The following is a 14,162-nucleotide window of genomic DNA, read 5'->3' on the forward strand; positions in this document are numbered from 1 at the left end:
GTCCCCCAGCGCTTTAACGCGCCGGGGGACTGTCCCTTGTTTCCCTATAGCAACCATCACCGTTAGTGCGTTTTTCTTTCGGAAAATGGTTCTAGAACACAAGAAAACCACCCAGCGCCGTCGCAAGCAAAAGGGTGGTTCTCAAAAATAATCTACTATAACAACCATCGCCCTGACGGTAGAGGTTGCAGGGGAGAAGTGTTAGCGCACTTCTCTTCTTTATTATATATCCATTATATACAAAAACATTCCCATTTAAAAGTAATTCTCATGCCCAGAATCAAGGGGGAGCGGTTCTGGTGGTTTTCTTTGGTTTAATATAATACCCCGAAAGGGATGAAATAAACGTAAGTGTTAGTAAGGCACTTTAGGTACAAATTCTTATCTTAGGCATCGGAAGTGGACAGAGCGATGGGAACCATTCCAGGTCCCTGCCTAACAATCGTCACAATCACTACTTTGAGTTCATTTTTATAAAAGAAAAGATCAAAGTACCGTCAGTAGTCGACAATTTTTTTGATGACTTTAAAGCAAGAAACCAATTTTCAAGGGATTCCTCCTCTATTAACCAAACGTTTGATTAGTTTCGATTAAGAGGGGAATGAATAGAAAAATGTCGGTTTAAGAGTATTCGCCATTAAATTGTGGATTAGGTTCCGAAAATGTTAACAAATATGGACATTTAAGGAGAATGAATATATTTTTCTATGAAAATTATTTATAATACAAATAGGTTAAAAGTCTGATTGAGAGCAGTTTCAAGAACTAAGAGAACGGTATAAGTGCCAAACCCCCCTTCCTGTATGAACCTGTCGATACACGTCGAATTGTTAGTGTTTTCGGAATATACTAAAAATGATATATTTGATTATATAATGAAGGCTAATCTGATAAAGGCAAACCTACTGAAAAGTAGGGACGCAAAGTCACAGGTCTAAGGTAAACTATGATGGCTGGGCTGCCGGGTTTAATAATTCAAAGGAGTAGATCTATTTGAAGATTAAATCCATTCTCTGTTTCTTACGTAGACGGCACAAGTACAGTTATTACACAAGCAAATGTATCAGATGCGGAAAGACAAGTAACAATAGTTATCATTCATAGGGCCAGTGGCCTCTTTTTTTTGCCCTTTTTCTGTGTTGCCAAGGGGAGCTTACGAGCCAGGAGAACCGTCGTCCCTATGGTTTTGTTCCTAAACAATTGGTGCTTTTTTCCGAAAAAATAAAGAGATACAAAGTTTTACAAGTTTAGGGGGATTATGGTTGTGAGATTAAACAAATGGTTGGGGGCAGTGATCCTATTATTGATGTTAACAGCTTGCTCTCATTCTACTCAGAAGGCAGTCGGGGATGAGATGAATCCGAATCTATCGTCGAGGGAAAAAGAGGTAGCCAGACAAGCGGTTTCCTATGTGAAAGCCATACAAAGTACAGACTATCAAAAGGCGTATGATATGGTATCAGACATATATAAAGATGCGGGTGTCTCTCTAGATGACTTTACATCGGACATAGATCAATCCACTCTTAATCTCGAAGGTTATAAGATTAGTGTTATAGGAGTGAGAGATCGGTTACCTAGAGAAACGTCGAAGACGAATAAAGAGGAGAAATATTATCTCGTGTCTTTATTTTTTGATTCAAAGGGAGAAACGCGGGAGGATTATGCTCCTTATGAAGAGTCGGATGTCAAATGGGCTGGTGAGAAGATTTGGTTTCATAAGGAAAAAGGTGAATGGAAATTCTTCGCTACGGATGATCAAGAAGGTGTCACGTGGAAGCCGGATGCCTATGGGGATGCTCTTGCCTATGTTCAAGCCCTGAAAAATCAAGATGCAAAAGCGATTTCGGCAAGCTATTCTAATTTTTATAAACAACAGGGAGAAACCCTGGAAGATATCAGTGATCAGTTTGCGCAGTCCGAAGGAAACATGGTCTCTTATACGATTAAAGAGATTACTGATGATTTGCATATCGATGAGGAGGATAATGTTCTTTCTCCAGAAATGCATGACGAATTAATTAGAGTTAAGGGCAGTTATTATAAGGAGAACTATGAAGGAATGGATGAGCCGCAAGAGTTCAAGTTTGAGTGGTTTTTCCATTTAGAGGATGGTAAGTGGAAGTACTTATTGGATGATTCCTATGAGTTTCATAATGCGGCTATTTATAGTTTTTTAGAGAATGGACTTGGGGCTGAGAATCAAAGTGAGGGGTCCTCTCAGAGTACGGATGAAAGCCAAGGGTTTGATTTTGGTAAGGATGATTGGAAAGCCAATAATAAAAAGATGCTGGCTTCTGACTTTATGACTCTTGCTGGCCAAGGTCGAATCAAGGGGATTGAGGTTTCGATTGGTGACCCTGTTGGACCGACGATTGAGAATGTCATGGGTACGCCTGATGGGACGGGGGATGCAGAAGGTGGCCGTATGCTTGTCTATAAGAGCTGTCATTGCGGGTTAGGTGTGGATTATGATTATGAGAGTTATCCTGACTCTCCAGTGTATACTCTTAATCTACCTATTCATCTATCATATGATGAAGTGATTCAAGCATTAGGTAAACCAGATGAGGAAGGAATGAGTGAAACCGACGCCTCGTACACGTTATATTACACGATTGGCGATCACACACTATTTGTTCGTCGAAGTGATGGAGAGTCCTCGGGGGCGCCATTTGATTCGATTACTTTAAAATAAGCTAGATTTAGATAGAGAAGAATGACAACTTTGGGGGAATAGCAAGTGAGGAAGTATATAAAGGGGTGCAGTGCTGCTGTGTTGCTTTTAAGTTTAGCAGTGGGTTGTACGAAGCAGGAAGATATGGTTAGGGTCAATACAGATATTGTGGAGGCCATGCGAACATGGAGTGTATATGAGGATCAAGAAGATGCGTTTCCAAAGGATGTGATTGAGATGGTGAATCACATCGATCCTACCTTTAATACCACACCGTATACTAGGGAGGAAAAGCCACAGATTATATCCAGTCACGATCTTATTTATAGCCTTAGAAACGCAGAAGAGGAGGTTTCACATAAAGGCTATCTTAAACTATATAAGGACTTTGAGAAACGGTATAATTCAATTACACAAGTGAAAAAGGATCCGATTACGGCTATGGATAAACTGGAAGATGAGTTGGACGGTTTTCGGACAGTTATCCCAATATCAAGTAAGGATCTTTATTTTCATGGACAGGTTTGTACCATCATTGATGAAATCAACTGGTATCGTGAGAAGTATGAAAAAGGGGACAAGGAAGATGAATCGTGGAGGGAAGAGGAGATTGCTACTCGGTTAGCGATGCTGGCTGTGGTGGCTGAACTGGTCAATGATCACCCGGATATTCTTGAATTTGATAGGAATTCTGACTTCCAACGGTATGTGTCTGACTTTGTTTCGGGGCTTGAAATGAAAGCGAACTTTCAAACGGAGGCACCTGTGAATGAGGTGGTGGAGCAGGAGCAGCCTGCTGTGACGGAGCCTACTACGACGGATGAAGATGAGAAGAATGCAGCGCTCAATAAGGCCATGGCGATTGTAAATGAGAAGATTGAAGGTATTGCTGGCATTGTTGCGTATGATGGGGATTTAGACACCAACGGGCAAACCTATTATGCTTTTTACTGTACGAGAGACGATGGGTTAGGCGATTTCAGGCTATTCGTGAATTCGGGTGATTTTAAGGTCTATAAGGATGATCAGGGGTTTGATATGGAATGGATTCCTGAATAAGGAGACCTGTTAATGAAGGGGACAGTCCCCCAGCGCTTTAGCGCAGCGGGGGACTGTCCCCTTTGTGTATTTTTTGTTGTTAAATGGGTCGTTGGTACCGTGATTAGGACATTTTGAGTAGGACTTGATACATATGGGTCTAATGATATTGTCATAGATTGTCGGAATATAGATAATATTGATACAAGGAGTCATCACAAGAAAAGTGAACATAAAATTCCAACCCTTGTTAGAAAATTCGATTTAACCTCAAAAAAGGTGTATTCAGGTTTTTTAAAGGGGGTGAAACTAGTGAAAGCTAACGTTAAAAAAATCTTAGCAGTTTGTGCAATAGTTGCTGCAGCTTTAGGACCGGTAATTGGTAAGCCGTGGTGGGGTTAAGCAATAAAGTAAAGACTTGGATGATACCTTGGATCAGTCACCTAGGATTGTCGCCAAGTCTTTTTTCATACATTAGTAGGAGGTCATTGAAATTGAAATATTTTCTATTATTAGCCATCCTTTTTACACTAGTAAAAAAGAGAAATCCTCTGACAGTTATTCATAATATTGAATTTCAATGGCCTCTTCTTATTATTATAAGCTTTGGCGTACAAATTGCTCTTGCCTTCATCACGATTGAAACCAAAAACAAGCTAGAATGGATTCTTGTTCTTACCTTCCTTGGAATCATTATCGGATTATGGAAGAACAGACAATTGGCAGGAATCAAATGGATGGTTGCCGGGGCGCTATTAAATTTGTCGGCACTGTTGCTACATGGGGGATTAATGCCTGTTTCTGAAGAAGCGCTCATCCTAACCGGACAAACAAATCCTTCTTTCGAGAGTGATTCTCGACACCAGCTTATGGAAGATTCCATGCCATTTTGGATTTTAGGTGATTGGATTCCAGTTTTTCGATTTGTATTAAGCCCTGGTGACTTTGTAGTTGGCATTGGCATGATCCTCCTGATTTATTTTCATTCCTCAAAGATAAAACGCAAAGGTGAGAGACAATGAAAGTGGTAAATGGGTACACAATCAGTTTAATTATTATCTCCTGTGTATCTTTTTTGTTTTCAATCACTCATGTAAATATGTCTTTCATCCCTTATTTTCTAATCCTAGCTGGGATTGTGATTGTTTTAGAGATTTGCCCGATACGCTTGCCTAGTGGGGACCAATACTCCGCAGGCAGTATCGGATTTTTGTTTTTACTCATCCATAGTGGCTTCTCTTATTCCATCTTAGTCATTTTCCTGGCTACCGCTGCCTATTATATTAAAGGTTTAAAAAAGAGGAAAATCCGTCTGATTCATCTTTTTGTAACCATCGGAATGTATGTGGGATCTACTCTTGCCTCCCTCCTTGTTTGGAATTGGACGGAATCGCTTTCCCTTTTAATTCGAATCGGGCTGGTCTCCATCGTATTTGAAATGGTGAATTTCATGTTATTAGAGGGAATCGAAGTAACGGTATTTGGTAAAAAAATGTTTACCAACCTGAAAACCAAAATAGTTGAGTTACTTATTCCTGTGGTGGTAAGCATTATTGTTCTTTCTCGGTGGGCTCTTGTTGATTCGGAAACTGAATTACTCTTCACTATGTTTTATTCATTGTTTTTTCTATTGGTGGTTAATTTCTTTTCTCATGAATTTGTCAAACAACTGACCCTTCGACAATCGATTTCAGAAGCATTCATTCAGGTACTGGAAGGACGTATTACACCTAGTCTCGCAGGACATGGAAATCGAGTAGGAGTCATCTGTGACACCATTCTGGAAGATTTCAATTATCCAAAAAGAAAAAGGTTCGATTTGGTACAAGCAGCCACTATTCATGATATTGGAAAAGCGATTCTTCCTTCCTATATTTTCAGAAAACGAGGTGACATGACTCTTTCAGAGGAACGTGAATATCAAACACATCCCGAAAAGGCAGTTGAAATGGTTAAAACGATGTTTCCGAAAGAGTCCTTTTCTGAGTGGATTCTTTACCACCATGAACGATGGGATGGAAAGGGTTTTCCAAAAGGTCTGCAAGGAGAAGAGATTCCCATTGAATCAAGAATACTAGCCTTAGCTAACGAATTAGATCACATTATTTCTCGTAATCATGATGCAGAGACCATTTTAAAATTACTCGTAGAAAAATCAGGAACGTGGTTAGATCCCCAATTAGTTGAAAAAGTGGAACTGCACCATATCGAGCAGGTGCTGGAGAATGTCCTTCCCTATAAAGAAGAAACGAAAGAGGAATCAGCCCAACTATACGCTAATCATGGAACGTATTCGAATTTGGGAGAATCGTTCTTTATAAAAGTAAAGAATGGGACAGTCGTTTCTCCCAAAAATGATCCACCGGTTGATTTTGTTCTCTCTCTAGCAGAAATGGCTAGTAGACGGAAAGGTGGAGTTCATGAAACGTTTACAAGTGACCATCAAACCTTTGATTTGCACGCTCAATTAGAGTCGAGTGGAGAGGTTACGATTTTTGTCCATGACCTTACACCATATTTGGGTTATAGGAAGAGTTTGGAACAGAATATTCTAGAGTCTTATGTAGAGGTGATTAACACCGTTTCGGATGGCAAAATTATGCTTTACCCTTCAAAAAAAGGCCTATTGGAGAAGTTAGGAGAACAAATCGCAGATATTTCCATAAAGAGCAATTCGGATGTCCCGAAAAGTCGGAAATTAACGTTGGAAGTCTTACAGCAAATACCCACTGAAATAAATTCCATGCAGGTTCAAGTGGCTGTTTCAGAGGCAGTGACGAATATCCTTAAGCACGCTACTAGCGGGAATTTATCGATTTTCCGACGTGATCAGTTATTACAGTTTTTCATTTCTGATAAAGGGTCAGGAATCCCGCTGCATGAAATACCAAAAACGATCTTGGTTTCGGGGTACTCCAGCAAACGTTCTTTAGGTCAAGGATTTAAAATGATTTCCAATTTCTCAAATGGGGTGTCCATTTATACCTCTTCAGAAGGAACTAGCATTTTAATTGAATATAGACAACAAACCAGTTGATGTCGCCTAATCTGTTGGTGATATAGGTACACATTCATCGAAAATGAATAATAATTCTCAAAAGAGTGAGGAGGGAAATAGTGAGTTTACTAGTTGAAATGCAGAACAAAAAAGAGTGCACCTTTATTCAGTTGAAGGGTATTTTAGATATTACTACAATAGAAGACTTTGTTACACAAATCGAGGTATTACCTGAGGTGCATTCTCTCATTCTAGATTTTTCAAACCTGGAATTTATTGATTCTACTGGTATAGGAGCCATTATGGAATTAATTTATCTAGCAAAGGAAAACAATTTTTCTATTGAATTACAAGGGATGGATGAAGGTATTAAGCAGATCTTTGAGGTAGTTGGTTTATTTATGATTATGAAAGTCCTCAAAAGGGAGGGAGCATGACTTGAAGTTTCGTGACCGACTTACTTTCAAACATGCTCCTTCAGTGTCCGAAGAAACGCAGGATGAATTACGAATTTTGAAACGAGAAATAAATTTAGCCAGAAATATTCAAACCCAACTCTTAAATGCAAAACCTCCCAAATTAATTTCTGGTGAAGTGATTGGTTCCTCCATTCCAGCAAGACTTATTGGTGGAGATTATTTTGATTTCTATCCTCTAGCTAATGGAAAAATACGGATTGTTATTGGGGATGTGATGGGGAAAGGTATACCTGCAGCCATGTTAATGATTTTGACGAGAGGGGCATTTCGTAGTGCAGCTGAAAGTACGGCAGGCCCTGGTGAAACGTTAACGGCTATGAACAATGCCTTATATAACGATCTGCGTTCTCTAAAATCTTTTGTCACCGTTTTCTGTTCAGATTGGGACCCCAAACTAGGAATTCTTACATTTGCAAACGCGGGTCATCATCTTCCTCTCTATTTTGATGAAAATAAAGTGGAGGAACTTCCAAAAGTAACAGGAGTGATGCTGGGAGGTTTACCAAACCAGGTCTATCATGAAAGTCAGATACATTTAAAACCCACTCAAACTGTTTATTTTTATACAGATGGAATTGTCGAGGCCCGAAACCAAGAGGGAGAGCAATTCAAACTAGAGCGGTTAATTAATACCTTGTTGCAAAATCAAGGAAGAAGTGTTCAGGAACTAGAACAAGCAGTTGTTCTAAATGTTTTTCAATTTATGAATGGGGTGAATCAAAAAGATGATATCACCATGGTGATTCTACAAGTAGGCGAGCACTCAACAGACATCGCCTGTTATAATTCACCAATGATTCAATCGGAAGGAGGCATGCATGATGAGTGAAGTCATGATTTCAAGAGGGAAGACACTTGATCAAGCCATTGAAAACGGTTTGAGTTTATTGGATATACCGAAGTCTCAGGTAGATATTGAAATTATTCAACCAGAGACAAAGCGGTTGTTTGGTATCCTTGGGACAAAGCCTGCTGTGGTTCGTTTAATCAAAAAACCAAAGCAGATGAAGGGTGGATTGAACATGGAAACTCACCCAGCAAATCACCATGTTTCCCACGAGAAGGCTAGTATAAATATTAAATATAGAAAAAATGAAAAGGACGGAGCATTAGGTAAGGTGTGGGTGAAAGATGGACGAGTTTATTGTAAGGAAACGGACCATCATTACCCGATCATTACACCTGTTAAGGGAATAAATCTCTATAAAAACGGGGAATTGGTTAGGAAAACAACAGTACTCATGGAAAAGGATCAAGTCAAAATTGAACTTAAAACAGAAAGGAAAGAACCATCGTGGTCTATTAGTCTGGATGACAGAAAAATGGAGGCCACGCTTCAGGTGGAACCAGGTTTTCGAAAAACATATCGATTGGTTGATCAGGAGCCAATTTCTAACTTGCAGCTTGAAGTATCGGTAGAGGAGAAAGCGATCAATCCTCTTCAACCCATTCACATTGAACAAAAAATGAAAGAGTTAGGTATAAGAATAGGGATCCGAAGGGAAGAGATTCAAAAGGCCATGGATGCAACAGAACCAGGAAAATATCTGATTGCTAAAGGGGTGGAACCTCTTAAAGGTGAAGATGGTTGGCTAGAAGCAGTAGTAGATACGAACTGGGAGAATAATAGGTGGAAATTCATAGAAAATGGAAAACTAGACTTTCAAAAACTTACTACCTTACCTAATGTGGAAACAGGACACCTGTTAGGAATCATTCATCCTTCCAAACCGGGTAAAATAGGTTATACCGTAACGGGCGAGGACATTAAGCCCGAAGCTGTAAGAGAAATGGTAGTGCAAACAGGGAGAGGAGTCGACATTGTTGATCAAGGTTCTAAGCTGGTCGCGGTGGAATCGGGAAGGCTGTCTATTCAATCCAATGAACTGAAAACAAAAGTGTCTGTGATTCCTAGGTTGATTCACTCTACAGATGTTGATTCTGTGTCTGGGAACCTACGATATTATGGAGATATTGAAGTTAGAGGGAATGTAAACGGTGGGATGGAGCTCCTAGCGTTATGCGACCTCTATGTTCAGGGGACGGTAGAACAATCAAAACTTATTTCAGGGAATAGCATCATAATCTGTCAAAATGTGTTTAATAGTTATCTTCACGCAGGGAAGAGCAATGACTTGATCTTAAAAATAGAGCATGTGATGAGAAGAGTTTCTTTAGAATTAAAAGGGTTGGCCCTAGCAGTTGACCAAGTGTATCAATCACCTGTTTTTAAAACATCTGATATTGTGAAAATGGGATTAAGTTCCCTGATAAAAATTTTGTTGGAGAAAAAGTTTAAAACCTTACCAGCTTTAATCAAGGATTTAAACGAGCTAATATCAAGAGCAGATCAACTACAAATACTTGAGGCAGAAATAAAAGAACTGCTGATAGATTTATCTAATGGATTCTTGAAGGTCCTGCCTACACAATTTCAGGAAGCGTCAGACATTATCACGTTGGCAGATCGAATTCATGATTTATGTCCGGATGTTCATGATGAAATTGCCAGGATGACCCTTCCGTATGCATTGAATAGTGAACTTACCTGCTGTGGAGATATCTCTATAACTGGAAAAGGCTGTATTAACTCAACTATTCATTCTGAAGGAAAAGTGAAAATCAGTGGAAGTCTCCGTGGGGGAGAAGTATATGCGGCACTTGGGGTGGAAGCAGAAGAGACAGGAACAAAAGGTGGATTGGTGACGCGTATTCGTGTTCCTGAAGGACAAACAATCAAAATAAACCATGCGCTGGAAGGGACAATCGTTCAAATTGGTAATCAATCCTACGTATTTGAACGCGAAGAAAAAAGTATTTTCGCTAGAGTAACAGCCGAAGGACGACTGCTGTTATTTTAATTGTAATCACCTATAAACGAATCTAGAGGAGAAGAATATATGTTTGAATATCAGATCATACATGAGGCGGAAAAGGCGACCGCACTGTTAAAGGGAGATATAGATATTGAGGCCACTGAATTAATGGAAGAAGAATTGCTTACTGTTTTAGAGAAGTACCAAGAGGTAGAACTGCATTTTAAAGATGTTTTATTTGTTGATTCTACAGGAATAGGGTTATTAATGAACCAAGTTCGGGAGCTTACAGAACGAAAAGTGAAGGTAACGATTACCCATTTAAGTGAGGACGTCTATCAAGTATTCGATCTTTTGCAGATTCCAGAAATATTAGGGCGCGATGTTTTCTCAAGCTGATTGCAAGGGGCCAGAGGCCGGACTTTGGGGACAGTCCCCCAGCGCTTTAGCGCAGCGGGGGACTGTCCCCAAAAATCAATATTAAAGGATGATGGGGTAGTGGAGAAGATTCGGGGAAACAAAAAACTATTATTTATTGGAGGAATTGTTGGCTTACTTGTCATTATTTTTATTTTGTATTTTAGCGTTGGTAAGGATACACCTTCTACCGCAGTTCATAACTTTATAGAGTCATATAAGGACAACCAAAATGGGGAAGAAGAATATATGGTTTCTGAAGATAATAAGGAGTTTATGGAGCTAAACGCAAAATTGAGTCCTATATATGATAGGGCGTCAAATTTCCCATTAGATTTCCGTTATCTTAGCGATGAAGCTTTGGATGGATATGAAATAAAAAAAGAGGAAACTTTTGATGATTTATTAGCTGATTTTTATGATGAGATTGATATGGGAGATATAAGTGAAAAAGACTTAGAAGATGCCGGGCTTTTAGATAAGAGGCTAAAAGAAAATGTTGTCCGTGTACCTGTTACTTTAGAACTCAAAGATGGTTCAACGCAAGAAACTCATTTCTATACAATTAAAGAAGATGATGGGTGGAAAGTGTTTGCGTTTATGCAGACAAAATAAGAAAAACAAGGGGGCGGTTGGCGGCCTATAATCACAGCCGTAGTGAGGAAATGTAAGTTTTACCTAGTAAAAAGGATATACAATTAATTGTCTTTGATATATATTTAACTTAAATAATGATGAACAAATATAATTGAGTTATTTTGTTCTCATTTGAAAAAGGCAAATCTATTGAAAAGTAGAGACGCAAAGCCACAGGTCTACGGTAATTTTACTAGGATGGCTGGGCTACCAAGTGAAGAATGGAAAAAACTCAATTTTTATATTGGGCGATTTCTGCATTCTTCCTTTACAAAACTAGTTTAGGAGGATTTTTTTATGTCAAAAAAAGAGGTTTTTTTCACCAAGAAGTTCCGCAATGTCCTTGCCACTACTGTTCTTACGGCAGGATTCACTTTCTCTATGGGAGCTGGACAAGCATTTGCGGATAATCCTGAGGGTCAAGTTGATCCTGCAGCAGTAGATACGGTTCAACCAGGAACTACTGATCCTGTATCAGATTCAACTGCGACACAAGAAGTAACAGATGAAACCACTGAGCCTGTCAATCAGGAAGAGTCAACAGAGGAACCGACTACAGATGGAGCGACAGAAAGTACTGACGACGTAGTTACAGAAGAAGGACCAGCAGATGAAAGTACCGATGTAACTCAAGAAGAGAGTCCATCTCTTGTCCCTGGTGACTTTTTCTATTTTGTTAAAGTAATGACAGAAAAGATTCGCCTTGCGTTTACTTTTGATGATTATGAGGAAGCTAAATTATTGGCTGATTTTGCATCTGAACGTATAAAAGAAGCAAACGTTTTACTAGCTGATGGAAATGCTGAAGAAGCAGAGCAACTTTTAAAAGATGCGATTGCCACGCAAGAGCTTGCTGGTGAAAATTTACCGGATTCTACAGAGTCTTCAGAGGAAACGGAAGGTACCACTGAACAAGAACAAGAGGATACAAATGTAGTAGAAAGTAAGCTTGCTACTAACATAGATGCGCTATTACTCGCTTTAGAAAAGGTTGAAAATCCAAAAGCTCAACAGTCGATTATGAAAAACATTCAAAAGTCTTTCGAAAAACTTGAAAAGAAGATGGGCAAGCTTGAAGAATTGGATGCTAAATTCGCCCAAAAAATGAGCAATATTGAAGGGGAATTAGCTGATGGACATGTTTCTGCTGAAAAAGCTGACCGTCAGAAGAAGAAGCTTCAGGAGGAATTAGGCAAGGAAAAGGATAAGGTTGAAGAAGAAGTAGCTGACGACGTTGAGGAAGTAAGTACGGAGACAGAAACAGAAGAGCCGGTTAAAGAGGAAGCTAAAAAAGTGCAACAAGCAGCTGTTAAAAAAGCAGAAGATAAACAAACTGAAGCAGTAAAACAAGCGCAAGAAAAACAAAAAGAAGAAGCTAAAAAGGCCGAAGAAAAGCAAAGAGAAGAAGCCAAAAAAGCTGAAGAAAAGCAAAGAGAAGCAGCCAGAAAAGCAGAAGAAAAGCAAAAAGAAGCCGCTGAAAAAGCTGAAGAAAAACAAAAAGAAGAGGCTAAAAAAGCCGAAGAAAAACAAAAAGAAGAAGCTAAGGCTGAAGAAAAAGAAGATAAAGAGAAAGAGAAAGAAGATCCAGGTAAGGGCAATAAAGGTAAAGGACATTAATAGTTTATGATCGGGTGAGCCATTTTTGGCTCACCCTTATTTATATTCCTGGACTTAACGCAGTGGGGGACTGTCCCCTGTCCTCTTCTTATATACTCTTAAAATAAATCTGGGCAAAGTCAACCCCATTAATCAATTCCACTCGATGGTCGGCCGCCATTTCCTCGCATTCCTCGGTGAACCCGTCAGCAAGCGAAATAAGGATTTTTTGAACCACATGAGCTTCGTCAAGGTTTAAGTTTTTTTCCATGCTTACCAATTGGTGGACCCCGGTAGAACCTGTTAAATTTTCATGCTTTTTGATTTGAATACAATAAGTGAGATTAATCGATTTCAGTTCAAAGGGTGTTTCCACAGGAATGTCCTTTGAACAGAGTAAATCGATATCTCCGCCTTTTCGGTCATAACTGTTCGATTTAAGAATGGTGAAGCCATTGTCTTTCATGCATTTCTTGACAAGCTTTTCAAAATCGCTAGGTGTTAGGTTGCGAACAGTTTTTACCCACTCCGTATAGAGCTTGTTCTCAATCGTTAGTAGCTTATCGTGCAGGGGATGAGCTTTTTCCAGTTCTTCTTTTTCACTCGAAGAAAACACCTCTGAAATGGCTTGTTTAAACTCTTGGTTTCGAACCATATTCACAGGGCTTGAATAGGCGATCGATTTTAGCAGCCTCTTCACAATTAACGGTGTAAGAGGGGAATCATAATGGACCTTTTGGATATGGTCAGGATCAATATAGATCACATGACGGTAATCATCCGTATCTGCCAAAGGCCCGCTGAACTCATAACAGGAATGGGAATTAGGTGCACGCTTGGCTTTCACAATCAGGAAGTGCTGGGAATCAGGTTGCTTAGGAATAACAAGGGTGTCACCTTCCTTAATGAATAACATTCTAGATAACACATTCCACTGTTTTTGAGCCGTTCCATCCAAATCCGTTTTCCCGTTCTGATAGCTTTGGATAAAGCTTTGCTGTCCTTGAAATAAAGAAAAGCGGTCAGAATAGCCCCAGCCTTGTCTAAGTCTGCCTTGTAGAATTTCTTGGTACAGAAGCATTCGGTCTGCATCATTTTGCCTGAACACTACACACTTTGACTCTTCTTCACTACCGTATAGCTCATTGAAAGGTATCAATGGGCTGCCAAGGGCTACCTCCACCTGAAGCAGAGGAAGAAGATCGTTTAAATCTAGATTCCCCTGATAATCCTGCCAGAATCCATGGCTATAAAAAGATTCTATGTGCATCGGGGCGGAAAGTATTTTTTCCTTTAAATGTAGGATACTGGCTTGATCATTTCCTAAACTCAAAAGATATCGCTCAGACCCTTCCTGGCCGACAATCTTTATGTTGCTTACATTAATTTGCATCTTGTCTGTCTCCATTCATCTTTTCATAATACCCACACTGCTTTTCACAGACCCATGCTAGAAAGGAGAACCATTTGGGCAACATAGAGGGATTCTACGTGACCGAACAAGC

General features: G+C 39.6%; 11 protein-coding genes and 2 riboswitches. Of the genes, 10 read left to right on the plus strand and 1 reads right to left on the minus strand.

The features are described from left to right. The first annotated feature begins 885 nt into the window (after positions 1-885). A riboswitch (cyclic di-GMP riboswitch) is annotated at positions 886-966 on the plus strand. A gap of 298 nt (positions 967-1,264) precedes the next feature. The 10 genes from ABES03_RS25055 to ABES03_RS25100 all read left to right on the plus strand — a co-directional run bounded on the left by ABES03_RS25055 (position 1,265) and on the right by ABES03_RS25100 (position 12,678). After that, complete coding sequence (locus ABES03_RS25055) at positions 1,265-2,698, plus strand: hypothetical protein (protein ID WP_430121835.1); 1,434 nt, start codon at positions 1,265-1,267, stop codon at positions 2,696-2,698. Positions 2,699-2,743: 45 nt separating this feature from the next. Further along, positions 2,744-3,736 (plus strand): hypothetical protein, encoded by a 993-nt coding sequence (locus ABES03_RS25060; protein ID WP_430121837.1) that lies wholly within the window; start codon positions 2,744-2,746, stop codon positions 3,734-3,736. 473 nt (positions 3,737-4,209) lie between these two features. Beyond that, on the plus strand, positions 4,210-4,737 hold the full coding sequence (locus tag ABES03_RS25065; RefSeq protein WP_430121839.1) for a DUF5317 family protein: 528 nt from the start codon (positions 4,210-4,212) through the stop codon (positions 4,735-4,737). Beyond that, a complete protein-coding gene (locus ABES03_RS25070; RefSeq protein ID WP_430121841.1) occupies positions 4,734-6,752 on the plus strand; it encodes an HD domain-containing phosphohydrolase in 2,019 nt (672 codons plus the stop codon). Before ABES03_RS25065 ends, ABES03_RS25070 begins: the two co-directional genes overlap by 4 nt. Before the next feature lie 80 nt (positions 6,753-6,832). After that, positions 6,833-7,150, plus strand: coding sequence for an STAS domain-containing protein (locus tag ABES03_RS25075; protein WP_430121843.1), 318 nt, complete (start codon positions 6,833-6,835; stop codon positions 7,148-7,150). Between the two features lies 1 nt (position 7,151). Beyond that, complete coding sequence (locus tag ABES03_RS25080) at positions 7,152-8,021, plus strand: PP2C family protein-serine/threonine phosphatase (protein ID WP_430121845.1); 870 nt, start codon at positions 7,152-7,154, stop codon at positions 8,019-8,021. After that, on the plus strand, positions 8,011-10,053 hold the full coding sequence (locus tag ABES03_RS25085) for a flagellar assembly protein A (protein ID WP_430121847.1): 2,043 nt from the start codon (positions 8,011-8,013) through the stop codon (positions 10,051-10,053). The genes ABES03_RS25080 and ABES03_RS25085 overlap by 11 nt, the downstream gene beginning before the upstream one ends. A gap of 39 nt (positions 10,054-10,092) precedes the next feature. Beyond that, positions 10,093-10,407 (plus strand): STAS domain-containing protein, encoded by a 315-nt coding sequence (locus ABES03_RS25090; RefSeq protein ID WP_430121848.1) that lies wholly within the window; start codon positions 10,093-10,095, stop codon positions 10,405-10,407. 99 nt (positions 10,408-10,506) lie between these two features. After that, complete coding sequence (locus tag ABES03_RS25095; RefSeq protein ID WP_430121850.1) at positions 10,507-11,040, plus strand: hypothetical protein; 534 nt, start codon at positions 10,507-10,509, stop codon at positions 11,038-11,040. A 151-nt stretch (positions 11,041-11,191) separates the two neighbouring features. Then, positions 11,192-11,276: riboswitch (cyclic di-GMP riboswitch) on the plus strand. A gap of 82 nt (positions 11,277-11,358) precedes the next feature. Further along, positions 11,359-12,678 carry a DUF5667 domain-containing protein gene (locus ABES03_RS25100; protein ID WP_430121851.1) on the plus strand — a complete coding sequence of 440 codons (1,320 nt, stop codon included), beginning with the start codon at positions 11,359-11,361 and terminating at the stop codon, positions 12,676-12,678. Positions 12,679-12,766: 88 nt separating this feature from the next. Here the strand turns inward: ABES03_RS25100 and ABES03_RS25105 are convergent, their stop codons facing one another. After that, complete coding sequence (locus ABES03_RS25105) at positions 12,767-14,050, minus strand: restriction endonuclease (RefSeq protein WP_430121853.1); 1,284 nt, start codon at positions 14,048-14,050, stop codon at positions 12,767-12,769. Between the last annotated feature and the right edge of the window lie 112 nt (positions 14,051-14,162).

This window comes from Neobacillus rhizosphaerae (genome assembly GCF_050477885.1).
Classification (GTDB): Bacteria; Bacillota; Bacilli; order Bacillales; family Cytobacillaceae; genus Neobacillus; species Neobacillus rhizosphaerae_A.